Here is a 22,731-nt window from a genome sequence, read left to right as displayed (position 1 = left end):
CCATGAACACAGCAAGTATTTTCCTGCAGTTACTGGTGATCCTCGGGATCTCTCATTGCCTGGGGCGCATCAGCTACTGGCTGGGGCAACCAGCGGTCATCGGTTACCTGCTGACAGGCGTGGTTGTCGGGCCAATGGTACTGGGTGCATTCGACCCGGCCCTGAGCAGTGCACTGTTCGCCAACCTCACCGGGCTGATGGTACTGGGCAAGGTCGGTCTGATCTTCATCATGTTCGGCCTGGGCCTTGAGGCCGGGACGACAGAACCTGGCCCGTCGCACGCCAAGGCAGGCAAGGCCTTGCCGATTGCCCTGTGCGGCTTCATTGGCGCGGGCCTTGCGGGCATGCTGCTTGGGCATATCAGCCATGGCGTGTTTTCAGGGCATGTGGAGCGGCTGCCTTACATGCTGTTCTTCGGCGTCGTCATGGGCGCCACGGCCGTTCCGGTGCTGGCCGGGATCCTGGCCGATCCGCGGTTCCCCCATCGTTCGTTGTCGCCGTTGGTGATGAATGCGGCGGTGATCACCGACATCCTGGCCTGGTTTGCCCTGTCGCTGGTGCTGGTACTGCTGTCGAGCAAAGGCACGTCGGGCATTTTCTATTCCGCCATTACCCTGGTGGTGCTGGTGGCGGTGGCCGAATTCGTGGTGAGCCGCCGCCTGGTAGGGGTTGCGGGGGCGACTGCGGCTGCGGGTTCCGACCCGTCCAGGCCCTTGATCGCTGCCTTGATCGTGTTGTTCGCCTTCTGCGTCATCACCGACCTGGCCAACGCCCACGTCACCATCGGCGCGTTCGTCGCCGGTATCGCCTTCCGCAAGCACAAGGGGTTGCGGGAGTTCTGGGAAAAAGGGCCACAGACACTGGTGAACCTGTTCTTCGCGCCGCTGTTTTTCGGCACGGCCGCCATGAATGTGCAGATCGATGCCGGCAGCTGGCCAGGGCTGCTTGCCTGGGGCGGGTTGTTTTTCCTGGTAGGGGCGGTGGGCAAGGCTGGAAGTTCCTACCTGGCTGCGCGCTTCACGGGGCTCGAGCGGCCCGACGCATTCGTGCTTGCCACCTTGATGCACACCAAAGGCGTGATGGAAATCATCTTGCTCACCGTAGGCCTGGAAATCGGGGTCATCACGGCAGACCTCTACGCCATTCTCATGGTGGTCGCACTGGCGGCGACGGTGATCACCCTGCCAGTGGTGCGGCTGGTTCCGCCTCGTTGCCAGGCCCCGGCAACGCAGCACCAGGTGTTGTTCAGCCAAGGAGAAAAACCACTTGGATGATGCTTGAGGGTTCAGAAAGTACCGATAGGGATGTTCACGTTAAAAAAATGGGAAGTGATGCTGATGAGACCTATGTTGAGTACCGACTTGGAAAGACGCGGCGTTGACGCGGGCGCAATGGCCTGGACCGTGAACCTGCGCGGCGCTGATGGCGAAGGCGTGCCGGTTACCGCGCATTTGCGCGAGCTGGGCGAGAGCACATTGACGCTGGAACTCGAACTGGCCGTGGAACCTGGCCAGGTGCTGGCACTGGCGGGAAGGGATGAGATTGCGCGGCGCGACATTGCCTTCGAGGCCCAGGTCGTGCAGGTGCAGGCAAACGGGCCGGGCGAGGTTGCTTCGGTGCGTTGCAGCCCCTGCGCGACGCAGGTGTCACGGCAGTGGCCGCGCGATGTGAAGCAGCTCTGCCAGCGCCTGCGCGTCGACCAGGCAGTTGCCGAAGCCGGGCGTGTTGCCGGGTTCCAGCCGGTCTGCCCGGCCACTGACAAGCGTGCGGCGGTGCAGGTGTCGCTAACCCAGGCCAAGTCCGTCGACGAGCGCGAGGCCGCCTATCGCCTGGTGTATGACGCCTACTTCTCCAAAGGCCTGGCCGAGCCAGCCGAGAATAGGCTGTACACCAACAGTTTTCTGCTCAACCCACAGACGGTGACGTTCGTTGGCAAGGTGGTCCAGGACGTGGCCATGACCCTGACGTCGATTCCCGATTCGGACCAGGGGCTGCCCATGGACGCGGTATTTGCCGACTGTCTGGAACCTTTGCGCAAGCAAGGTCGGCGCCTTGTCGAGTTCGGCATGCTGGCCGTCGGCACCGAGCATTTCGGCGCGATGAACTACAGCATTCACGACCCTGACCGGATGCTGTGCGTGTACTCGCTGTTCCGTATTGCTCTGCAGCACGCAAAGTTCAGCCGTGACTGCACCGATGTGGTGTTCGCCGTGCCACCGAAGCACCAGGCGCTGTATCGCTTCATGGGCGTCGGTGCCATATCCGAGGTGCGCTATTACAGCAAGTACAACACACCCGCCGTGGCCATCCGCATCGACCTGCTGGCGCTCGAACTGCGCCCGCACGTCAGGCAGTTCCTGTTCGGCGAAGTGATGGCCGAACTCCAGCATGTCGGCCTGACCGAGTGGGGTGTACAGGCCTTGGCCAGGTTGTTCGGTAGCCGATCCGCGCCCAGCGTGGCGCGGGATGCCGAGTCGCAGTTCAACAGTCAATCTCAATGACACAGCAGGGAGTAGCAAGGCAATGGACAAAGCAATGAGGTCGCACAACAGCTTCGCACAGGCGGATTTCCCGACAATCGATCTTACCCACGATCCGAAGATCGACTGGCTCACGCGCAGCCGGTACTGGGCTGACTTCCTGCGTCGATACTACCTGGTCGGTCGCAAGGAACATGGCCCCTATGGTACCCCCGCATGCATCGAGCGCACCCGCCGTATCGAGGCTCGTATCCAGGAGCAGTCCAGGGCGTATGGCGACGGCCCGACCTTGCCTGTGCCCGAGGTCGACATCAATGAGCTGTCAGCCGAGAACTTCCACAAGATCTACCTGGAACCCAACACCCCGGTAGTGTTCCGTGGAGCGGCCAAACACTGGGAGTCGGTACGCAAATGGACGCCTGAATACCTGGCGCAACACTACGGCGAGGTGAAGGTGGCCACCCGTGTGCGCGGCAACGAGCTGAACGAGAAGGCGTTGCAGTACATCGACCTGCCCATCGCAGAGGTGGTCGAGAACATTCTCGGTGGCGGCACCTACTATCCAGGCCACACCGAGGACCTGTTCAACAAGCACCCCGAGTTGCGCCAGGAACTCGACCTGGCAACCCTGGGCAAGTACCTGAGCACCCGCGACAAACGCATCATGTCGACGCAGATGTTCCTCTCGGCCGGCGGTGTGATCTCTGGTTGGCACTGCACCGGTGGGCCGAACCTGTTCACCATGATCAATGGCGTGAAGAAATGGACATTCGTCCATCCCAAGCATTCGATGTGGATGCACCCGATCACGCGCAAGGACATGTTCTACGCCGCCACCATGCTCGACTGGCGCAAAAGCCATGACGAGATCGAGGCTGACGGCTACCCGTTGTATCGCTACATCCCCAAGTACACCACCACGCTTGAGGCGGGGGACGTTTTGTTTTCCCCGCATTGGTGGTGGCACTGCGTCGAGACACCGGTCCCCTCGCTTGCGATTGCATCGCGGGCCATCAACAAGATGATCATGGGCAACAAGATGTTCTCGCTCATGTGGGTCACTTCGCCGCGCTTCCGTCAGACGGTGATGACTGTGCTCAAGGAAGGCTGGGGCTCGGACAAGGCAACCGGCGCGAAGCTGGCGTTCGAGTTCGACACCGAGGAGTTCGTCCGTCGAGTATCGCTCTAGGTGCCGCTTGACCTGGCTATGACCCTATACTGAGTCGCGCCCCGGGGCACCCCCCCGGGACGTCCACGTCATAGACCGGAAAGTCCATCTAAAGGAGTAGATATGAGCGTCGTTCTTTACAGCTATACCCTGTGCGTTCTGGTGTTGTTCGCCAAGATGTTCGCGATTTCGTGTTACCAGGGCTTCCACCGGATTGGCCGCATGACATTCAAGAATGCCGAAGACGCAGGCTTCGTCGGGCGCGTTGCCAGCGCCGAAGAACTGCCCCAGGTATCGCGCGCATCGCAAGCCTGGATGAACGACCTGGAGAACATCCCTTTGTTCTTCGTGCTCGGCGGCATCTATGTATTGCTTGACGGGCCGGCAGGGCCAGCGGTGTGGCTGTTTTCCATATTTACCGTTGCGCGGGTTCTGCACACCGTGACCTACCTGGCGCGCTGGCAGCCATGGCGCACGCTGTCCTATGCGGTGGGCATCATCTGCCTGTTCGCGCTGGCAGGCATCATCATCGCCCAATTGGTCGCCAGGACCAGTTGAGGCTCGACCAATAACAACAGAATCGCCGGCGTGCGAGGTAATACCATGGGCATGGATGCAATTATTCGCTTCTTGATCAATTGGCGCCGGTTCAATGCGCTATGGGTGGTACTGGCCGTATTGGCAGTTGCTCCCGGCGTCTTGGAAATGCGCTTCGATGCATCGATCGATTCCTTCCTGCCTGAGGGCAATCTCGAGCGCCAGCGGTACGAAACATTCAAGCAACGCTTCGGCGATGACCGCATGATCGTCGTCGCCCTGCCACATCAGGCGCTTTCAAGCGATCAGCAGATGGCCAGGCTGCAAGCGGTTACCCAGAGGCTGGAAGACTTGCCCGATGTGGCCAAGGCAACCAGCATCGCGTCGGTGAACATCATCCTTGGCCAGGACCAGGCGCTGGATATTCTGCCTGCCGCACAGGCACTGGCCGAGTCTTCCAGCCATGACCGGCAGCGGGTGCTCGACAAGCTGCTGGGCAGCCCACTGTATCTGCGCGAGCTGGTATCGCCGGATGGGCAGGTCACGGCGATCCTCATCGAGGCTGGCCCAGGCAACCCTGAAGGGAAGTTCGAGCGGGTTCTGTCGGGCGTGCAACGCATCATGGCCGACAGTGGTTACGAGCAGTTTCACGTTGCTGGTGAACCCGTGGTCGAACAGCAGGTCACGCGTGACATGTGGAACGACCTGCAGACCTTCATTCCGCTGACGTCGCTGGTGCTGCTGTTACTGTTGGCGGTCTTCCTGCGCAACGTAGGCGATGTTCTGGTGGTGCTGGCCGTGGTAACCCTCTGCACATTGCTGTTGCTGGGTAGCATGGGCAGGCTGGGGTTGCCCATGAATGCGGTCACTGTCGGGCTGCCATCGATCATGATGTGCATCGCCGTGCTGGACTGCCTGCACTTGCTGGATACCTATCGCCAGGGTTTGAACCAAGGTATGCCGGTGCTTGAGGCCATGCGCTTCTCCCTGCGCCAGAACCTGATGCCTTGCTTCCTGACGTCCTTTACCACGGCGATCGGCTTTCTCACCCTTGCCGTCAGCGAGGTTGCCCCCATACGCGCGTTCGGGGTGATCGCCGCAGTGGCAGCGATCATTGCCTATGTGCTGTCCTGCCTGCTCATGCCGTTCATGCTGGCGTGTGCACCAGCGGGCAAGGCGCGGCGGGTCGACCATAAGCTCCATGCCAGATGGGTACAATGGCTTGCACCGTTGTACCGCTCACGCCGGGTATTGCCATTGCTGACCGTTGTACTGGTTGGCCTGGCTGTTCTACCCATCGGGCGGTTGCATGTGGAGGCGGCGTTCCTGAATTTCATCGACAAGTCTGCGCCGATCAAGGTCTCCACAGACTTCATCGAGAAAGAGTTGGGTGGGGTATCCAGCCTGGAGATCTGTCTCTGGACCAAGGAAAAGGGCGGAGTGCTGGAACCGCAGGCCCTGCGTGAGATCGCAGCGCTCCAGGCTTTCGTCAGTAGTATCCCCGGGGTGGACAAGAGCCTCTCGGTGGTTGATTTCCTCAAGGACATTCACCGTGAAATGAACGGTGGAAGCATCCAGTACCAAGTGTTGCCCGACACCCGGGAGGCCGCCGAGCAATATATCTTCACGTATTCACTGGCCGGGCCGGACCATGAACTGAAGCGTTTCGTCGACTACGACAACCAGTTCACCCGAGTGCGGATACGCCTGCAACAAATGCCCCAGGCGCAGCTGCAGCAAGTGCTCGACCAGGTAGCCGAATACCTTGACCGGCACCCCTCTGTGTTCGAGCACCACCTGACGTCCTATTCGGTCATGCAAACGGTGATGGTCAAGCTGCTGTTGGATGGCATGGCATGGAGCATCCTGTTCGCTGTTGCCTCGATGGCAGTGGCGTTCTACATGCTTGCACGATCCTGGTCGGTGGCAATCATTGCCGTGGTCGTCAACATCATGCCACTGGTTGCCGTATTCGGTGTGATGGGCGCGTTGGGGCTATCGATCAATGTCGGCACCTCGATGATCGGGTGCATCATGTTCGGCTTGGTGGTGGATGCGACGCTGCATTGCTTCTATCACGCCCGGCACGCTCCGACGCACCTCACGGCGCAGCAACTGGTGATGCGGATCTTCGAGGATATTGGCGAAGCACTGTGGATTGGCGCACTGGTGCTGTGTGTCGGCTTCCTCGTCCTGGGGCTGGGGGAATCCTACTTCACGCGTTTGTTCGGTTTGTTCTGCGCGTTGGCCATCCTTGTCTCCCTGTTATGTAACGCGGTGGGGATTCCCTACCTCATCCACCACTTCCTCAAGCGTGCCGAGCCGGGACCGGGCATGGCAGCCGTGGTGGTTCCCAGGCGTTGACAGGTTGACGAGCGGAAGCTGCCGATGCCTTGAACCTTTCCTGCCTGGTGACGCGACCAGGTAGCCAGAAACCGCAAAAAATGCGACCAGGCCGGCTTGCCTTGAGCAAGCTGGAAGGGCTGGTCGTCTCCAAGAAAACCAAACGGTAGGGAAATCATATGACCAAGCAAACGGTACTGGTGAGCAAATCTGGGCGCCCGAAGGACCAGGCTAAACGCAGGGCAGTCCTCGAGGCGGCGAAAAGTCTTTTCCTGAGCAAGGGGTACGAGGGGTCCAGCATGGACGCGATCGCGGCCGAGGCCGGGGTGTCGAAACTGACCGTCTACAACCACTACAGGGACAAGGCCACGCTGTTCTCCGCGGCGATTACGGCCAAGTGCGATGAGCAATTGCCTGAACGGCTTTTTGACTTCTCTCCGCATGCCAGTATCGAGACGGTGCTGCTCAATATCGGCATCAAGTACCTGGAGTTGATCTGCAGTAGCGAGGCGGTGGCCCTGCAGAGAGTAATCGTCGCCATGGCCAACCAGGAACCCAAGCTGGCGTGCATGTTCTACGAGGCAGGAGCGCGACACATGCTCAGGGAAATGACCAACCTGCTGATGCGTGCGTCGCTGGCAGGCCGCTTGCGCATCGAAGACCCGCAGAAGGCGGCGGAACGCTTCTTCTGCCTGCTCAAGGGCGATGATTATTTCCGCGTGTTGATCGGTATCTGCGAACCCTTGCAAGGGGAACGGGCCGAGCGGCACGTGCACGAAGTCGTCACGGTGTTCATGGGCCTGCACAGTTGCGAACCGCCTCAGGTTCGTTCGTTGATGCCTTTCAACACCATGGCCAACCCTGCCATGGCGCAGGTGACCAGCGTTGCGAGAACGCCGGGGCGCTGAAAGTGGGTTGACCCCCCGGCCGGATCGCCGGCAAGCCAGCTGATCACGAGGCCTTCGCAAGGCGCTTGTGAGTGATGGCTTGCCGGCGCACGGCCGGGAAAGCGAGGAACGGGACGATCAGGATCTGGGCGGATGAATGATTCGTTCGATCTTGTCCTTGATCAGCAACCGCTCCTTGCGCAGGCGGTTGACGGCCTCGTCGTTGGTACCGTTGCCTTCGGCGGCGACCACCTCCTTGTCCTTGGCGTTGTATTCCTTGTGCAGTGAGTGCAGCGTCTGGTCCTTGTCCATGAGCGCCTGGAATGCATCAGCGGTAACGTGCAGGTCAGCGAGCAGATCATGCGGAACTGGCATTTCTTCACCTCTGTAGGGGTTGGCGAATGGTCCTGATCTTTGAGGATAGCCGTCTTTGCGCAGGTAGGGGACTGGGGGTAGGCTGTCGCATCTTCCCGTGACCCGGAACCTGCGCCATGCCTCACCTGAACCTGGAATACAGCGACAACCTGCATGAGCTTGATGTCGACGTGCTGCTGCTGCGCCTGAACCACGCCCTGGTCGGCAGCGGCCAGTTCGCCGATGAAGCCGATATCAAAAGCCGCGCCGAAGCCTTCAAACATTACCGGGTGGGCACCGCGCCCGGCGAGCGTGCCTTTGCCCATGTGCGCCTGGCCATCCTCAGCGGGCGCTCGCCCGAGGTGAAGACGCAGCTGTCCGCCAGCCTGCTGGAGGTACTGCGTGTAGCCATTCCCGAGCAACCCGGGCTGGACATTCAGCTGTGCGTGGAAGTGCTGGACATCGACCGCGAGCCCTACGCCAAGGCACGCCTGCCAGGCTGAACGGCAGCTGTATGAACTTCTTTTAATGTAGAAAGACGCCGGCTCACGAATTTGTTGGCGTCTTTTTCACAAAATATTGATGGTGCGCTTTCTAGAGTTCAGCCAAGTTTCCCCGGTGCCGCGCAGGCCCTTGGGCTGATAATCACTCTTGATTGCGAACACTGATGCTCAACTTCAAATCCCTGCGGACTGAATGGGTCACGCTGCTGGCCAGTCTTTACCTGCTGATCGGCTTCAATGTCTTCCTCTGGCAGCACCTTGAACAGATCGTGCCGCCCGGTTTGCCGGGGCTTTGGCTGAGCCTGGCGTTTGCCGTGCTGATGCTGTTCGCGTTCAACCTGATCCTGACGTTGTTCGCCTTCCGTTATGTCTTGAAACCGATACTTATCGTGTTGTTCTTGAGTGGCGCGGGCGTGGCTTACTTCATGAACCAATACGGTGTCCTTATCGACGCGGGTATGTTCCGTAATATGGCGGAAACCAACGTGGCGGAAGTACGTGACTTGCTCTCGCTGAAGTTTGCCTTGTATATCCTGGGCCTCGGTGTAGTGCCTTCGGTACTGTTGTGGAAGGCGCCGATCGCCTACCGCGCCTGGCACCGTGAACTGCTCGGCAAACTGGTGGTTGGCGGTGCCTGCGTGGTGGCCCTGGGTTCGGTGGCCCTGGTCAACTACCAGGGCCTGTCATCGCTGTTTCGCAACCACCACGAACTGCGTCTGATGCTCACCCCCAGCAATATCGTGGGTGCCTCCATCGGTTATGTCGGCGAGCGCGTCGGTACCGCATCGCGGCCCTTCCAGCAGTATGGCGAAGATGCCAAGCGTGATGCCGCCTGGCAAAAACATGAACGCAAGTCGCTGACCGTGCTGGTGGTGGGCGAAAGTGCGCGGGCAGACCACTTCGGCGTGCTCGGCTACAACCGCGATACCACACCGAACCTTGCCAGGGAGCAAGGCCTGCTGGCGTTCTCCGATGTGCACTCCTGCGGCACGGAAACCGCCGTCTCGGTGCCGTGCATGTTCTCTGGCATGCAGCGCAAGGACTACGATGCCCGCGTGGCGAAGAACCGCGAAGGGCTGCTGGACATCCTCCAGCGTACCGGCCTGGTGGTGCAGTGGCGTGACAACCAGTCGGGCTGCAAGGGCACCTGCGACCGCGTGCAGTTCATCGATGTCAGCAACCTCAAGGACCCGCAGCTGTGCGCTGATGGAGAATGCCATGACCAGATCCTGCTGCAGGGCCTGGGTGAGCTGATCGACAACCTCGACAAGGACACCGTGCTGGTGTTGCACCAGATGGGCAGCCACGGGCCTGAATATTTCAAACGCTACCCCGATGGCGACCAGCGTTTTGCCCCGGTGTGCCAGAGCAACGCGCTGGACCAGTGCAGCGAGCAGCAAATCGTCAACGGCTACGACAACACCCTGGCCTATACCGACAAGGTGCTGGCCTCGTTGATCGACACCCTGCGCAGCAAGCAGGACAAGGTCGACACGGCGATGATCTACCTGTCCGACCATGGCGAGTCGCTGGGTGAGTACAACCTGTTCCTGCACGGCACACCTTACGCCATCGCCCCCGAGCAGCAGAAGCACGTGCCGCTGCTGACCTGGTTCTCCGACAGTTACAAGGAGGACTTCGGTGTCGATACCGACTGCCTGGCCAAGCTCAGCGATGCGCCGCTGTCGCAGGACAACCTGTTCCATTCGATGCTCGGCCTGTTGCAGGTGCATACCGAGGTCTACCGACAGTCGCTGGACATGTTCGCCAGTTGCCGGCCGTGGCTGGCGGCCAAGCGCTGAGGTGCCGCAAGGCCACTCCTACACACACAACAGCACCATTGATCGATATCAAGGATGGCCCGGGTTTCACCAGCAGTGCCCGCGCCGTATATACTGCGCGCCAATGTTAGTGGGAGAGCCTCGTGGCCATCGAAATACACTGGATCCGTGACGACCAGAGCCTGGCCGAACACTGCCGGAACTGGCACGAACTGCCCTTCGTCGCCGTCGACACCGAATTCATGCGGGTCGACACCTTCTACCCGAAAGCCGGGCTGATCCAGATCGGCGACGGCCAGCGTGCCTTCCTGATCGACCCGCTGCTGATCGGCAACTGGCAACCCTTGGCCGAACTGCTGGAGTACAGCGGCGTGGTCAAGGTGCTGCACGCCTGCAGCGAAGATCTCGAAGTGCTGCTGCGCCTGACCGGCAAGCTGCCACAGCCGCTGTTCGACACCCAGCTGGCCGCCGCCTACCTCAACCTGGGCTTCTCCATGGGCTATTCGCGCCTGGTGCAGGAAGTGCTGGGTATCGAGCTGCCCAAGGGTGAAACCCGCTCCGACTGGCTGCAGCGCCCGCTGTCCGACACCCAGGTCAGCTATGCCGCCGAGGATGCCGTGCACCTGGCCGAGCTGTTCACCGTGTTGCGCCCACGCCTGTCCGACGACAAATACGCCTGGGTGCTGGAGGACGGCGCCGAGCTGGTCGCCCAGCTACGCCGCGAAGTCGAGCCCGAGAGCCTGTACCGCGACGTCAAGCTGGCCTGGAAGCTGGCCCCCCAGCAACTGGCAGTGCTGCGCGAACTGTGCGCCTGGCGCGAGCGTGAAGCGCGCAACCGCGACGTGCCGCGCAACCGCATCCTCAAGGAACACTCGCTGTGGCCCATGGCCAAGAGCCAGCCGAACAACCTGTCGGCGCTGGCCAAGATCGACGAGATGCATCCGCGCACCATTCGTCAGGACGGTGAGTTCCTCATCCAGCTGATCAAGCGTGCCGCCAGCCTGCCAGCCGAGCAGTGGCCCCAGGCTTTGCCCGAGCCTTTGCCGATCGAGGCCGCCGGCATCCTCAAGCAGCTGCGTGCCATCGGCCAGGCCGAAGGCGAGCGGCTAGGGATTGCCCCCGAGCTGATGCTGCGCAAGAAAGCCCTGGAGGCGCTGCTCAAGAGCGGCTACCCCAATGGCCCCTATCAATTGCCCGATTCGCTGCGCGGCTGGCGCCGTGAGCGCATGGGCCAGGCCCTGCTGGACAGCCTGGCAGGCGCCGGAGAGACCCGATGAAACGCATTTGCTCTATCTACAAGAGTCCCCGCAAGAACGAAATGTACCTGTACGTGCTCAAGGCCGACGGCCTGGAGCGCGTGCCCGAAGGCCTGCTACCGTTCTTCGGCACCCCCATGCATGCCTTCGACCTGGTGCTTACCCCCGAGCGCAAGCTGGCCCGCGAGGATATCGCCAAGGTACTGGAAAACCTCGACAACCAGGGTTACCACCTGCAGATGCCGCCGCCGGAAGACGACTACATCGAGCACCTGCCCGAAGAGTTGCTGCGACGTAACGACCCGGCCTGATCATGCGAGTACTGATTGCTGAGCATGATCATGCTCGATACGCCGAGATTTTGCGTGCAGCCGCGCCTGAACTGGAAATCCTCACCAGTGGCGACTCCGCCGAACTGGCCCGCCAGGCGCCGCAGTGCCCGGTGTGGCTGGGCCAGCCGGACCTGCTGGCAAGCCTGCTGCGCCAGGGCCACAAGCCGGGCTGGATACAGTCCACCTGGGCCGGTATCACCCCGCTGCTGGCCGAGGGCCTGCCGCGTGACTATCGCCTGACCCGCGCCGTGGGCATTTTTGGCCAGGTGATGGCCGAGTACATGCTCACCTACATGCTCGGCCATGAGCGCGAGGTGCTGTCGCGCCTGGTCAGCCAGGTCGAACGGCGTTGGGACGACCGCCCGGGGCGTACCCTGGAAGGGCGCAAGGTGCTGATCGTCGGCACTGGCGACATTGGCCAGCGGGTGGCCGAGTTTCTGCAGGCGTTTGGCGTGGTCCTGTATGGCGTTGCCAGCAGCGCCCGTGAACAGGTGCCGTTCGTCGAGGTCGCGGCGCTGGCCGACCTGCCGCGCATGGTTGGCCAGGTCGACTACGTGCTCAACCTGCTGCCGGATACCCCGGCCACCCACGACTTGTATGACGCGGCGCTGTTCAAGTGCTTCCAGCCCACGGCGCTGTTCATCAATGCCGGGCGTGGGGCGGCGGTGGTCGACGCAGACCTGGTCGAGGCGCTGAGGGAAGGGCACCTGGCGGGAGCGGTGGTCGATGTCTGCCGCCAGGAGCCGCTGCCCCGACAGCACCCGTTCTGGACTGCATGGGGCTTGCTGCTGACCGGGCACAGCTCGGCACCCACCTCGCCAGCGGCGATGGTGCGGTTGTTTGTCGAGAATGTGCGGGCGTTTGCGGCGGGGCAGGGGTTGCGTGGCGAAGTGGACTTCGCCCGGGGCTACTGATTTTGTAATGCCTGGGCCGGCCTCTTCGCGGGTAAACCCGCTCCCACAGGATCTCCACTGCCCTCAGGTCCTGCGGGAGGCTGGTGTTGGCTGTACTGGCAAAGCCCCATGGGCCAGTGGAGATCCCTGTGGGAGCGGGTTTACCCGCGAAGAGGCCAGTACAGCAAGTGCAAGGCTTACAGGCTGAAATCACCCTCGGCAGCCAGCTCGCTCAGTGGCTTGCGCGGGCTGGGCACTTCACGCGCCTGCAATGCCTCGTTCAGGCTGGCCTTGTCGCCCAGCTTGCCGATAGCCACCATGGCATGCAGCACGTAGCCTTCAGGCACCTTCAACTCCTGACGCGCCAACGCCTGGTCGAAACCGGCCATGCCATGGGTGTGCCAGCCGCTGATGCTGGCTTGCAGGGCCAGGTGCCCCCAGGCGGAGCCGGTGTCGAAGGTGTGCCACAGCGCCGGTTTTTCTTCCGTGGCGCCCGGGGCGGCGTAGGTGGTCTTGGAAATCACCAGCACCAGCGCCGAAGCCTGTTGCGCCCAGCTGCGGTTGGCCGGCACCAGCAGGTTCAGGTAACGCTCCCAGTTCGGCGTGTCACGGCGGGCATAGAGGAAGCGCCAAGGTTGCGAGTTGTTCGCCGACGGTGCCCAGCGTGCGGCTTCGAGGAAGCTCAGCAGGGTGTCTTCGCTGATCGGCTCTGCGGTGAAGGCGCGTGGCGACCAGCGGTTGATGAACTGCTCGTTGATGGTGTAATCGGCAATGCGGGGGTTGGCGCTCATGGCGGCTCCTGCAAAAGGACGGCAAACGCGCACGCTACTGCGTCGTGTCGCGCCTGACAAGCGGTCTGGCTTTGCCGAAGGCCAGGCTCTAGACTGGCGCCGCCGCGCGCCGTGGCCCCAAGATGAATGCAGGAAACCCGTGTCATGATCGCTGAAAACGCGCCGTTCTGGCAGCGCAAGACCCTCGAGCAACTCAGCCCGCAAGAGTGGGAGTCGCTGTGTGACGGCTGCGGCCTGTGCTGCCTGCAAAAGCTCGAGGACGAGGACGACAACAGCGTCTATTACACGCGCATCGCCTGCAAACTGCTGGATCTGGACAGCTGCCAGTGCAGCGATTACCCCAACCGCTTCGCCCAGGTACCTGACTGCATCCAGCTCACCCCGGGCAAGGCTGACCAGTTCAAGTGGCTGCCGAGCACCTGCGGCTACCGCCTGGTCAGCGAGGGCAAGGACCTGCCGGCCTGGCATCACCTGGTCTGCGGCGATCGCCAGCAGGTCCATGAACAGCGCATTTCCCAGTCGGGGCGCATGCTCAGCGAACACGATGTGCACGAAGACGACTGGGAAGACCACCTGATCTTCCGCGCCAGCTGACCGGCGCGACCCGCTGCCGCGGGGAAACAAGGAGTTTCTGTATGCGTTGCCAGCTGTTGTTGCTGTTGGGCTTGATGGCCAGTTCGCCGGCCTGGGCGAAAAAGGTCGACCTCGACTATCAGGTGCGCCTGTTACCGGCCAGTGGCCAAGCGGAAGTCCGCCTCACCTTGGCCGAAGGCAGTGCCGTGCGCAGCCTGGACTTCGACCTGGGCAAGGCCGGGGCCTACAGCGGCTTCCAGGCTGATGGCCAGTGGCAACTGCAGGGCCAGCGCGGCGTGTGGCAACCGGCGGCTGGCAAGACCAGCCTCAGCTACCGCGTGCAACTGGACCTGAAGCGCGGCAGTGGCGCCTATTCGTCGCGCATTACTCCGCATTGGGCGCTGTTCCTCGGCGACCAGCTGGTACCGCCTGCGCGCCTCGACCAGCAGGATGGCACCGAGCTGGTGGCGCGTCTGGGGTTCGACCTGCCGGAAGGCTGGAAGAGCATCGAAACCTCCTGGCCGCGCATCGGCAAGGACAAGTTCCGCATCGACAACGTTTCGCGCCTGTTCGACCGCCCCACTGGCTGGATGCTCGCCGGCGACCTGGGCAGCCGCCGCGCCCGCCTGGGCGAAACCGAGGTTACCGTGGCCGCACCGGTGGGGCAGGGTATGCGGCGCATGGACAACCTGACCTTGCTGACATTTGTCTGGCCGCAATTGCAGGCGGTGTTCCCGCGCAACCCGCCGAAGCTGCTGTTGGTCGGGGCCCGCGACGGCATGTGGCGCGGGGCCGTGGCCGCGCAGGGCTCGTTGTACCTGCACAGTGCCCGGCCGATGATCAGCGAGAATGGCAGCAGCCCGTTGCTGCGCGAAGTGGTGCAACTGTTTGCGCAGATCCGTGGGCGTGACGGTAGTGACTGGCTGGTGGAAAGCCTGACCGACTACTATGCCAGCGAGTTGCTGCGCCGCTCGGGCGGGGTGAGTGATGACCGTTACCAGGCCTGGCAGGCGCGCCTGAGCAAGCAGGGCACCAAAGTCACCCGGCTCAAGGGCGAGCATGCCACCCCGGCGCAGGTGGCGCGTGGGGTGATGTTGCTGCAGGCGCTGGACAAGGAAATCCGCATCCACACCCAGGCCAAACGCTCGCTGGACGATGTGGCACGCGGGCTGATGCGCCTGCCCAGCGTCAGCACCGAAGACTTCGTGCAGATCAGCGAGAACGTGCTGGGGCGGCGCTCCGAGGTGTTGCAGAGCAAGGCGTTGCGCTAGGGCTCTCTATTGCCTGTCCCGGCCCTTTCGCGGGCACCTGTGGGAGCGGGTTTACCCGCGAAGAAACCAACGCGGTGTATGGCACCGGCTTCGCCGGTGTTCGCGGGTAAACCCGTTCCCGCAGGGGCCCGGCTAAAGCGACAAGTCAGGTGCAGTTCAGTGCAAGATCAACTGCCAGCCAACGGGTCCTTGCCGGTCACCGTCACCCCGCGTGTCGCCGCCTTGGCACTGGCCTTCAGCGCCTCCAGCTCCGCCGCACTGCGCTCGATGTCCGCACGCAACTGCTGATATTCCTGCCGATGCCGCTGCCACCAGGCCTTGGTCGAGCAATGCCCGCTGACCCCGCGCGCCACCGCCAGGCCTCCCACCACCATCTGCAGCAAGCCGACCAGGCCACCATGGCGCAGCCCCTTGCTGAACATCAGCGCCCCTCCGGCCAGCGAGCTGACCCGTTCCAGCCCATGAACATTGTGCTGCGACGCCGCCGCCGCGGAATGGATATCGAGCATGGCAAGTCACCGAGCACCTGAAGGACTGGAAGCTGGGCGACCCGCTCGACCCGGACAACCGCCTGGGCGCCATGGTCAGCAAGTCGCACTTCGAGAAGGTCAGGTCGTACCTGGAATACGCCGCCGAGCACAAGCTCAGTATCGTCCAAGGTGGCGAGAGCGAAGACGGCGTGTTCGAGCAGCCGACCATCGACGAGGCGATCGCGCTGGCCAACGACACTCAACGCTTCGTAATCTGAGCAAGACCGGTGCTGTTCTGACGGAGTTCGGCACCTGGCCGCCCTGTGATGGCAGGGCTGGCCTTTTCGCGGGTAAACCCGCTCCCACAAGGAATGCACAGTCTGTGGGAGCGGGTTCACCCGCGAAAGGGCCGGCCCTGATGTCGCAGTGGCGGCCTTTTCATTACTTGAACCTGGGCCCCGAGCGGGTATTCAGCCCCTTGGCCATGCGGTCATACAGCACCACATTCACCGTCGCCGCCAGGTTCATGCAGCCCTCGGTCGGAATGTAGATGGTCTCTTCGCACCACGCTCGCACATCGGCACCGAGGCTACCGTCTTCCGGCCCGAAGATGTAGATGGCCCGGTCCGGGTGGGTGTACTCCGGCAATGGCCGCGCACCCTCCACCAACTCCACTGCCACCGGCGTGCAGCCCAGCGGGATGATGCGCTGCAGGTCGTCGATGCCGATCAGCGGGATGTCGTAGTGCACGCGCTTGGTGTCGGTGACGAAGTCTCGGGCGCGCTCGTAGCGTTTGCCGGTGTAGAACACCGAGTTGACGCCATAGCAACCCGCGGCGCGCATCACCGAGCCGACGTTTTCTGCCGACTTGGGGTTGAACAGACCGATGCAGCTGTATCGTTTGTTTGCCACGTACCGGGGCCCTTCGCGAAAAAAGCGCGATTATACGGGCTGCCCGGTAACAGCGGGGGGCGAATCGATGGTCAGTCTTTCTTCAGCAGGCCCGCCAGCCCGGCGAACGGGTTGTGGGTGGCCTTGGCGATGCTCGGGGTGCTGGTGGAGCCTTCGCTGAAGTACTGCTGGTCGGTGTAGCGCGAGTGCTCGTTGTCGTGGCAGTACAGGCACAGCAACTCCCAGTTGGAGCCATCCTGGGGGTTGTTGTCGTGGTTGTGGTCGCGGTGGTGCACGGTCAGCTCGCTCAGGCGCTTGCCGGAGAACTCGCGGGCGCAGCGGCCGCAGACGTGCGGGTACATTCTCAGGGCCTTGTCGCGGTAGCCCATTTCCTTGTCGCGCTTGGCATCGGCCAGGATGCGGTCCAGGCGCGCGGTGGCGGCGGCGGAAGAGGTGGAGCTCATGGTGTTTCCTTTGTTCTGATCAGGCAAATGACGGTTATGCCACTGAGTCTAGCGCGCTTGCGGGGCAGGCGGACAGGCGAAAGCTTCGATTTAGGCGTAGCCTGTAGGAAGGTTCCCGACAGGAGGTTGCTGATGTTTCGCGCGATCCTCGCTGTGCTGTTGTTGGCCGGCCTGCCCATGGCCGAAGCTGCCAGCACGCCACCCCGGCTGACCACGCCGGTGCCCGGTGCGCCGGGTACGCCTACGCCTACGCCATATCCGCAGATTACCCCGAGTACGCCGCCCAAGGCCTACGACAACCAGCCGGGGGCGCCGTTGCTACCGCCGATGCCGCTGCCCGGGCCGCCGAAGGACCAGCCATTGCCGGGGTTGCGCCAGGACCCGCCGAAGCCGCCGGTGCAGGATGATTGACTGAGAGGGCCGTGTTGGCTGTGCGATCCTGGGGCTGCTTTGCAGCCCATCGCGACACAAGGCCGCTCCCACAGGGATCGCGCAGGATTCAGGGCATGCGCGATCCCTGTGGGAGCGGCCTTGTGTCGCGAAAGGGGCGCAAAGCGCCCCCAGATATCTCAAACGATACCTAGCTCGCCGAATACGAACGCATACTCAAGGGCCACATCCTTCAGCCCCTGATACCGCCCGCTCATCCCGCCATGCCCAGCGCCCATCTCGGTCTTGAGCAGCAGCAGGTTGTCGTCGGTCTTGCGCGTGCGCAGCCGCGCCACCCACTTGGCCGCCTCCCAGTACTGCACGCGGCTGTCGTTGTAGCCCGCCACTACCAGCATCGCCGGGTAGGCCTGTTGCTTCACGTTCTCGTACGGTGCGTAGGCCTTGATCCGCTCATACACCTGCGGCTCTTCAGGATTGCCCCATTCGTCGTACTCGGTCACGGTCAGCGGCAGTTCGGGGTCGAGCATGGTATTGAGCACGTCGACGAACGGCACTTCGGCAATCGCACAGCGGAACAGCTCGGGGCGCAGGTTGAGCACTGCGCCGATCAGCAGGCCACCGGCGCTGCCGCCACTGATGGCCAGGCGGTCGGCAGCGGTCACACTCTCGGCGATCAGGTGCTCGGCACAGGCGATGAAGTCGCTGAAGGAATTGTGCTTGTGCTCCTGCTTGCCGGCGCGGTACCAAGCTTCGCCCAGTTCGCCGCCGCCACGCACATGGGCGATGGCAAAGGCCACGCCGCGCTCCAGCAGGCTCAGGCGTGCATGCGAGAACCATGGGTCGAGGCTTTCGCCATAGGCGCCGTAGCCATACAGGTACAGCGGTACGGTCCGGCCCAGGTCCTGGCGGCGGCGCACCAGGCTGATCGGCACCTGGGTGCCGTCCGCTGCGCTGGCCCACAGGCGTTCGCTGACATAGTCGTCGGCATCGAACGGCCCCAGCACCGGGGTTTGCTTGAGCACCGCCTGGGCACCGCTGGCCAGCTCCAGCTGGCGCACCTGGGCCGGGCGGTTGAGTGCTTCGTAGCGCAGGCGCAGGCGTGGGCTGGCAAACTCCAGGCTGTCCTGCACGTACAGGCTGTAGGCCGCGTCGGGCAGGGCGACGCGGTAGGCCGCCAGGCCCTGCGGGCGTACCTCGATGATCGGCAGGCCGCCTTCGCGCAGGCTCAGGGTCAGCGCGCCGGCATTCAGGCTGAGGCCTTCGAGCATGATCGTGTCGCGGTGCGCTACCAGCACCTGCCATTGCTCACGGCTGGGCACCGGTGCGACCGGGGCGTGGTACAGGGCGAAGTTGATGCCGTCCTGGTTGGTGCGGATGAACCAGCGCCACTGGCCGTCGAGCTGGCCGTGGTCGGGGAAGTACTCGTGGCCTTCGACGCGTGGTGCCAGGCAGGTGAACGACGCCTGCGGGGTCTGCGCATCCAGCACCCAGGCCTCGCTGGTGGTCTTGCTGTTCAGCAGCAGCACCAGCTGGCGCTCGGAGCTGGTGCGGTAGCAATGCAGGAAGAAGCGCCCGTCGGGCTCCTCGAACACGGTCTGCGCGCCTTCGTTGCCCAGGGTGTGGCGCCGCAGGCGCCACGGCCGGTGGGTGTCGTCCAGTTCGGCGAAGAACAGCGTCTGGCTGTCGTTGGCCCAGGTCAGGCTGCCGTCGCAGTCGTCGAAGGGCAGGGTGGTGACGCTGTCACTGGCCAGGTCCTTGACGTACAGGGTGAAGATTTCGTCGCCGCTGGTGTCCAGGCTGTAGGCCAGCAGGCGGTGGTCGGGGCTGACGTTGAACGCGCCGAGGGACAGGAAGCTGCCGTTGGCCAGGGCGTTGGGGTCGAGCAGCAGTTGCTCCTGGCTTTCATCGACCGTGTTGGAGTCGTCGGCCGGGCGCGGGCAGCGGTAGTGGCGCGGGTATTCGTCGCCTGCGGTGGTACGGGTGTAGTACAGGTAGGGGCCCCAGGGCGCCGGCAACGACAGGTCGGTTTCCAGGATGCGGCCCTTGATCTCTTCGAACAGTTGTTCGCGCAGTGGCGCCTGCTCGGCCAGGCAGGCTTCCTGATAGGCGTTCTCGGCCTGCAGGTAGGCCAGCACCTCGGGGCTGTCGCGCTGTTGCAGCCAGGCGTACGGGTCAGCGGTGTTGTCGGCGTGGGCAATCGGGGGTTGGGGCTTGGTTTGCATTGTAGATCTCATGATTGGGGTTGCCTGTACTGGCCTCTTCGCGGGTAAACCCGCTCCCACAGGATCACCGCAGACTTCGAGCCATGCGCATTACCCGCGAAGAGGCCGGTACAGGCAAACACTGTCTGCGCCCGGAAAAGTGTTTATCATAGGCATCTCTTTGCCTGGCTTGCACGAACACCATGACCGAGAACGACTACACCCTCGCCTGGGGCCTTTATGCCGTTGCCGCCCTGGGCTGCCTGCTGGTGGGCTTCAAACTCACCGGGTGGATGTGGCGCTGGCTGCGCGAACCGCTGCGGGTGGTGCTTGCGGTGCTGCTGCTGACCCCGACCATCGTCGACCCGGTCAAGGACAGCTTCGCCCCGGCCATTGCCATCACCGCCCTGGATGTCGCCTTCAAGGTCGGCAACAATGCCTGGCGCGCGGTGTCCGACTTCGCCATGTACGGCATGGGCGCCTTTTCCCTGTATTTCCTCTTCGTACTGCTGCGCTTTCCGCTGGAGAAACGCGCCCGCGAGCGCCGCGCGCAGGCCGAGGCCGCTGCCCAGCGCCAGGCTGGCGAAGATGACCAGTTTGGCGCCCAGGCCCCGCTGGCTGCCGAGCGCCGCGACCGTTACCGTGATGCGCCACCCCCTGCCGTCTCCCGAGGCGGCGGCCGGGTCGAGCCCCGTCTGTAAGTGGAGACACGCCTATGTGCGAACTGCTGGGCATGAGTGCCAACGTCCCCACCGACATCGTCTTCAGCTTCACCGGCCTGATGCAGCGCGGCGGCCGTACCGGCCCGCACCGTGACGGCTGGGGTATCGGCTTCTACGAAGGCCGTGGCCTGCGCCTGTTCCAGGACCCGGCCGCCAGCAGCGAGTCGGAAGTGGCCAACCTGGTGCAGCGTTATCCGATCAAGAGCGAAGTGGTCATTGGCCACATCCGCCAGGCCAACGTCGGCAAGGTATGCCTGTCCAACACCCACCCGTTCGTGCGCGAGATGTGGGGCCGCAACTGGTGCTTCGCGCACAATGGCCAGCTGGGCGACTTCAAGGGCCAGGCCAGTTTCTACCGGCCGGTGGGCGACACCGACAGCGAGGCGGCCTTCTGCGATCTGCTCAACCGCATCCGCAGCGCCTTCCCCGAGCCGGTGCCGGTGGAACAGCTGTTGCCGGTGCTGGTCGAAGCCTGTGCCGGCTACCGTGGCCAGGGCGTGTTCAACTGCATGCTCAGCGACGGCGACTGGCTGTTCTGCTTCTGTTCGACCAAGCTGGTGCACATCACCCGCCGTGCACCCTTTGGCGCGGCGCGGTTGAAGGATGTCGACCTGATCGTCGATTTTCACGCAGAAACCACCCCCAACGACGTGGTCACGGTGATCGCCACCGAGGCCTTGACCGAGAACGAGACCTGGCAGCGCTACGAGCCGGGTCAGTGGGCCCTGTGGCGCCACGGCGAGTGCGTGGCGCACGGCCAGAGCTAAGGACGCGGCATGTTCATGAGTTACCTGCGGTTGCTGCTGTTCACCTTCGGCCTGCTGGCCGGTATCCAGGTCCCGGGGCTGGTCAAGGACTACAGCCAGCGGGTCGAGGCGCACCTGTTCGAATCGCGCGAGGCGCTCGACGGTTTCCGGCAGACCGCCGAGCGCTTCTTCAATGGCGACCTGCAGGCGCTGCTGCGGCATTACCGCAGTAGCGACGACCCGGTGTTCAACAGTGATGCCAACAGCATCGAAAGCCTGATGATCCGCAACGAACTGCTGGAAAACGAATGGCAGGCGCTGCAAGGGCCATGGGCGCTGCGTACCTGGCACGTGCTGGTGCAGGCCGACCCGCAGTTGCGCGAAGAAACCCTCAATGGCTACAGCTACCAGATTCTGCTGGTGCCCGAAGCGGTTGGCTGGGGGCTTGGCGCAGGGTTTGTGCTGGCCTTCGTGGTCGAGAGCGTGTTGCTGGGGATTGGCTGGGTGATCCTGGGTGGGCGGCGTGGCGCGGTGAAAGAGAGCTGGCGCTAAGGCGTTCTGTGCCTGTGCTGGCCTCTTCGCGGGTAAACCCGCTCCCACAGGTACAGCGCAGCCTTCAAGATCTGTGATGATCCTGTGGGAGCGGGTTTACCCGCGAAGAGGCCAGCACAGGCACTGCAAATCGGTCAGACCAACACAATCCGTTGCCCACCCACATCCCGCGCATACCCCTCCAGCACCTGCCGGCATACCCCGACCACTTCATCCACCAACGCCACCCCGGTCTGCCAGGCCACCACCAGCTCCAGGCTTGGCGGCGGTTGCAGCCCCTGCAGCAACACCAGCTCACCCCGGCTCAACTCGGTATCCACCAGCGCCGGCGGCAACGCGCCAATGCCAAACCCGTCGCGCAACAGCCGGGTAATCGCCGCCACCGAGTTCACGCAGTTCAGCCGCGGCGCTTCGGCCCCCGCGCCCTGCAGCAGGCTCAGCACTTCCTGGTGCGGCCGCGAGTTCTTCGAGAAGGTAATGATGCGTTCCCGCCCAAGCTCGGCCAGTGAAGCGTAGTCGCGGTGCTGGTGCGCGCCGGCGGCCACCACCCAACCCATCGGGTAACGCGCCAGGTCCAGGCTGCGGATCGACTGCTCGCGCAGCAGGTCGGTCTGCAGGATCACGTCGAGAAAACCCTTCTGCAATTGTTCGCGAAGGTTCAGCGCCGTGTCGGCCACCAGTTCGATCTCCACCTGCGGGTAACGCTCGGTCAACTCCGCCACCAGCGCGCTCATCCAGGTGTGGATCACCGTGTCCATCACCCCGATACGAATGCGTCCGACCTTGGCCCGGTCGCTGTCCAGCGACTGTTTCATGGCCTTGGCGGTTTCCAGCATGCGCTCGGCGTACTCCAGCACCTTGCCGCCCTCCGGGGTCAGGCTGACGCCACGCGAATCGCGCAGCAGCAGCTTCACGCCGAGGTCGGCCTCCAGCGCGGCAATGCGGCTGGACACCGAGGCCTGGGTGGTGAACAGCTTTTCCGCGGTCAGGCGGAAGCTCTTGAGCCGGGCGACCCAGACGAAGGTTTCGAGGAAGCGAAGGTTCATGATCAGTTTTTCTTGTTCCAGACCGGCGGTTTTTCTCGTTGGACGTGGGTGACGCGGCCTCTGAACAATGACGCACAGGC

General features: G+C 63.2%; 23 protein-coding genes and 2 pseudogenes. 18 read left to right on the top strand and 7 right to left on the bottom strand.

Annotated features, from left to right (window positions below; translation table 11 throughout):
• Positions 1-2: 2 nt before the first annotated feature.
• The 6 genes and pseudogenes from FQ664_RS21405 to FQ664_RS21380 all read left to right on the top strand — a co-directional run.
• Entirely contained in the window at positions 3-1,274 is a 1,272-nt protein-coding gene (locus FQ664_RS21405; protein WP_178091031.1) for a cation:proton antiporter, read from the top strand.
• A gap of 117 nt (positions 1,275-1,391) precedes the next feature.
• Positions 1,392-2,501: an N-acyl amino acid synthase FeeM domain-containing protein gene (locus tag FQ664_RS21400; RefSeq protein WP_144174713.1), complete on the top strand. Its 1,110-nt coding sequence runs from the start codon at positions 1,392-1,394 to the stop codon at positions 2,499-2,501.
• Positions 2,502-2,535: 34 nt separating this feature from the next.
• Positions 2,536-3,669: a cupin-like domain-containing protein gene (locus tag FQ664_RS21395; protein WP_178091030.1), complete on the top strand. Its 1,134-nt coding sequence runs from the start codon at positions 2,536-2,538 to the stop codon at positions 3,667-3,669.
• Positions 3,670-3,771: 102 nt separating this feature from the next.
• Positions 3,772-4,206, top strand: a complete 435-nt coding sequence (locus FQ664_RS21390) for an MAPEG family protein (protein ID WP_144174711.1) — start codon at positions 3,772-3,774, stop codon at positions 4,204-4,206.
• Positions 4,207-4,353: 147 nt separating this feature from the next.
• Positions 4,354-6,549, top strand: a complete 2,196-nt coding sequence (locus FQ664_RS21385) for an efflux RND transporter permease subunit (protein ID WP_178091029.1) — start codon at positions 4,354-4,356, stop codon at positions 6,547-6,549.
• A 158-nt stretch (positions 6,550-6,707) separates the two neighbouring features.
• Positions 6,708-7,325 (top strand): annotated as a pseudogene (locus FQ664_RS21380) (TetR/AcrR family transcriptional regulator); the annotation flags it as partial.
• A 228-nt stretch (positions 7,326-7,553) separates the two neighbouring features.
• Here FQ664_RS21380 and FQ664_RS21375 read toward each other — a convergent pair.
• Entirely contained in the window at positions 7,554-7,790 is a 237-nt protein-coding gene (locus FQ664_RS21375; protein ID WP_144174708.1) for an HP1242/YdcH family protein, read from the bottom strand.
• Positions 7,791-7,906: 116 nt separating this feature from the next.
• Here FQ664_RS21375 and FQ664_RS21370 point away from each other — a divergent pair, with 116 nt between their 5' ends.
• The 5 genes from FQ664_RS21370 to FQ664_RS21350 all read left to right on the top strand — a co-directional run bounded on the left by FQ664_RS21370 (position 7,907) and on the right by FQ664_RS21350 (position 12,555).
• Positions 7,907-8,272 carry a 5-carboxymethyl-2-hydroxymuconate Delta-isomerase gene (locus tag FQ664_RS21370; RefSeq protein ID WP_144174706.1) on the top strand — a complete coding sequence of 122 codons (366 nt, stop codon included), beginning with the start codon at positions 7,907-7,909 and terminating at the stop codon, positions 8,270-8,272.
• 164 nt (positions 8,273-8,436) lie between these two features.
• Positions 8,437-10,074 carry a phosphoethanolamine transferase gene (locus FQ664_RS21365; RefSeq protein WP_144174705.1) on the top strand — a complete coding sequence of 546 codons (1,638 nt, stop codon included), beginning with the start codon at positions 8,437-8,439 and terminating at the stop codon, positions 10,072-10,074.
• Positions 10,075-10,196: 122 nt separating this feature from the next.
• Entirely contained in the window at positions 10,197-11,330 is a 1,134-nt protein-coding gene (gene rnd, locus FQ664_RS21360) for a ribonuclease D (RefSeq protein ID WP_144174704.1), read from the top strand.
• The gene (locus FQ664_RS21355; protein WP_063912980.1) at positions 11,327-11,620 is read left to right on the top strand and encodes a YcgL domain-containing protein; all 294 of its coding nucleotides are present in this window, start codon (positions 11,327-11,329) and stop codon (positions 11,618-11,620) included. The genes rnd and FQ664_RS21355 overlap by 4 nt, the downstream gene beginning before the upstream one ends.
• Positions 11,621-11,622: 2 nt before the next feature.
• Positions 11,623-12,555, top strand: a complete 933-nt coding sequence (locus FQ664_RS21350) for a D-2-hydroxyacid dehydrogenase (RefSeq protein ID WP_144174703.1) — start codon at positions 11,623-11,625, stop codon at positions 12,553-12,555.
• A gap of 176 nt (positions 12,556-12,731) precedes the next feature.
• On the opposite strand, the gene FQ664_RS21345 is transcribed toward FQ664_RS21350, so the two are convergent.
• Entirely contained in the window at positions 12,732-13,325 is a 594-nt protein-coding gene (locus tag FQ664_RS21345) for a nitroreductase family protein (RefSeq protein ID WP_144174702.1), read from the bottom strand.
• Between the two features lie 144 nt (positions 13,326-13,469).
• Here FQ664_RS21345 and FQ664_RS21340 point away from each other — a divergent pair, with 144 nt between their 5' ends.
• Positions 13,470-13,919 carry a YcgN family cysteine cluster protein gene (locus FQ664_RS21340; protein ID WP_144174701.1) on the top strand — a complete coding sequence of 150 codons (450 nt, stop codon included), beginning with the start codon at positions 13,470-13,472 and terminating at the stop codon, positions 13,917-13,919.
• Between the two features lie 41 nt (positions 13,920-13,960).
• Entirely contained in the window at positions 13,961-15,169 is a 1,209-nt protein-coding gene (locus FQ664_RS21335; RefSeq protein WP_144174700.1) for a hypothetical protein, read from the top strand.
• Positions 15,170-15,336: 167 nt separating this feature from the next.
• Here the strand turns inward: FQ664_RS21335 and FQ664_RS21325 are convergent, their stop codons facing one another.
• Positions 15,337-15,678, bottom strand: coding sequence for a DUF2892 domain-containing protein (locus FQ664_RS21325; RefSeq protein WP_144174698.1), 342 nt, complete (start codon positions 15,676-15,678; stop codon positions 15,337-15,339).
• 5 nt (positions 15,679-15,683) lie between these two features.
• Between FQ664_RS21325 and FQ664_RS21320 the strand changes: the two are divergent.
• Positions 15,684-15,899: pseudogene (locus FQ664_RS21320) on the top strand (aldehyde dehydrogenase family protein); the annotation flags it as partial.
• Positions 15,900-16,080: 181 nt separating this feature from the next.
• Here FQ664_RS21320 and FQ664_RS21315 read toward each other — a convergent pair.
• The gene (locus tag FQ664_RS21315) at positions 16,081-16,551 is read right to left on the bottom strand and encodes an RNA methyltransferase (RefSeq protein ID WP_144174696.1); all 471 of its coding nucleotides are present in this window, start codon (positions 16,549-16,551) and stop codon (positions 16,081-16,083) included.
• A gap of 71 nt (positions 16,552-16,622) precedes the next feature.
• Complete coding sequence (locus tag FQ664_RS21310; protein WP_144174694.1) at positions 16,623-16,994, bottom strand: YajD family HNH nuclease; 372 nt, start codon at positions 16,992-16,994, stop codon at positions 16,623-16,625.
• A gap of 132 nt (positions 16,995-17,126) precedes the next feature.
• Here FQ664_RS21310 and FQ664_RS21305 point away from each other — a divergent pair, with 132 nt between their 5' ends.
• Positions 17,127-17,405, top strand: a complete 279-nt coding sequence (locus FQ664_RS21305) for a hypothetical protein (RefSeq protein WP_144174692.1) — start codon at positions 17,127-17,129, stop codon at positions 17,403-17,405.
• 158 nt (positions 17,406-17,563) lie between these two features.
• On the opposite strand, the gene FQ664_RS21300 is transcribed toward FQ664_RS21305, so the two are convergent.
• A complete protein-coding gene (locus FQ664_RS21300; protein WP_144174690.1) occupies positions 17,564-19,606 on the bottom strand; it encodes a S9 family peptidase in 2,043 nt (680 codons plus the stop codon).
• Positions 19,607-19,788: 182 nt separating this feature from the next.
• Between FQ664_RS21300 and FQ664_RS21295 the strand changes: the two genes are divergently transcribed.
• From FQ664_RS21295 to FQ664_RS21285, 3 genes are read left to right on the top strand one after another with little or no spacing between them, the layout of a single operon-like run.
• The gene (locus FQ664_RS21295; protein WP_144174688.1) at positions 19,789-20,286 is read left to right on the top strand and encodes an MFS transporter; all 498 of its coding nucleotides are present in this window, start codon (positions 19,789-19,791) and stop codon (positions 20,284-20,286) included.
• A gap of 14 nt (positions 20,287-20,300) precedes the next feature.
• Positions 20,301-21,074 carry a class II glutamine amidotransferase gene (locus FQ664_RS21290; protein ID WP_144174686.1) on the top strand — a complete coding sequence of 258 codons (774 nt, stop codon included), beginning with the start codon at positions 20,301-20,303 and terminating at the stop codon, positions 21,072-21,074.
• Positions 21,075-21,083: 9 nt separating this feature from the next.
• Positions 21,084-21,605 carry a DUF2937 family protein gene (locus FQ664_RS21285; protein WP_144174684.1) on the top strand — a complete coding sequence of 174 codons (522 nt, stop codon included), beginning with the start codon at positions 21,084-21,086 and terminating at the stop codon, positions 21,603-21,605.
• 134 nt (positions 21,606-21,739) lie between these two features.
• Here the strand turns inward: FQ664_RS21285 and FQ664_RS21280 are convergent, their stop codons facing one another.
• Entirely contained in the window at positions 21,740-22,651 is a 912-nt protein-coding gene (locus tag FQ664_RS21280) for a LysR family transcriptional regulator (RefSeq protein ID WP_144174683.1), read from the bottom strand.
• Between the last annotated feature and the right edge of the window lie 80 nt (positions 22,652-22,731).

It is taken from the genome of Pseudomonas persica (genome assembly GCF_900291015.1).
Classification (GTDB): domain Bacteria; phylum Pseudomonadota; class Gammaproteobacteria; order Pseudomonadales; family Pseudomonadaceae; genus Aquipseudomonas.
The sequence above is the reverse complement of the archived record's forward strand: the minus strand, read 5'-3'. Positions and strand labels throughout refer to the sequence as shown.